Source organism: Bradyrhizobium sp. ORS 375 (assembly GCF_000239775.1).
In the GTDB taxonomy this organism is placed as follows: Bacteria; Pseudomonadota; Alphaproteobacteria; order Rhizobiales; family Xanthobacteraceae; genus Bradyrhizobium.
On sequence record NZ_CAFI01000264.1, the window covers coordinates 1 to 672 of the forward strand.

General features: G+C 73.7%; 1 protein-coding gene. It reads left to right on the forward strand.

Annotated features, from left to right (window positions below; translation table 11 throughout):
- Positions 1-672 (forward strand): heme biosynthesis HemY N-terminal domain-containing protein (locus BRAO375_RS19555; RefSeq protein ID WP_035641303.1); only part of this gene is annotated, 672 nt, incomplete at both ends.

The following is a 672-nucleotide window of genomic DNA, read 5'->3' on the forward strand; positions in this document are numbered from 1 at the left end:
CACGGCCTGCTGGCGATCGGCCACGGCGATTCGACCGCGGCGCGCCAGCACGCTGACACGGCGAAGCGGCTCGCCGGCGACGATCCGCTGACCTTGCTGCTGCACGCCCAGGCGGCGCAGCTCGAAGGCGACCGCGACGGCGCGCGGCGCGCGTTCCGCGCCATGGCCGAGCGCCACGACACGAGGCTGCTCGGCCTGCGCGGCCTGTTCATCGAGGCGCAGCGCGCCGACGATGCGATGGCTGCCGTGGTCATCGCCGACGAGGCGCTGAAGTCGGCGCCGAACGCGACCTGGGCGGCGCATGCCGTGCTCGGCTTCCGCTGCGCGCAAGGCGACTGGAACGGCGCATTGGCGATCCTCGACAGCAACTACACCGCGGGGATGATCGACAAGCCGGCCTACCGCCGCCAGCGCGGCGTGCTGCTGACGGCGCGCGCGCTGGCGCTGGAGACCGAGGACCGCGACCTGGCGCGCTCGAGCGCGATGGAGGCGGTGAAGCTGGCGCCGACCCTGGTGCCGGCCGCGGTGCTGGCCGCCAAGTTCGAGAGCGAGGCGCACCAGGTGCGGCGCGCGATGAAGATCATCGAGGCGGCCTGGGCGTCCTGCCCGCATCCGGATCTCGCCGACGCCTATGCCCATGTCCGGCTCGGCGATTCGGCGCGAGAGCGGCTG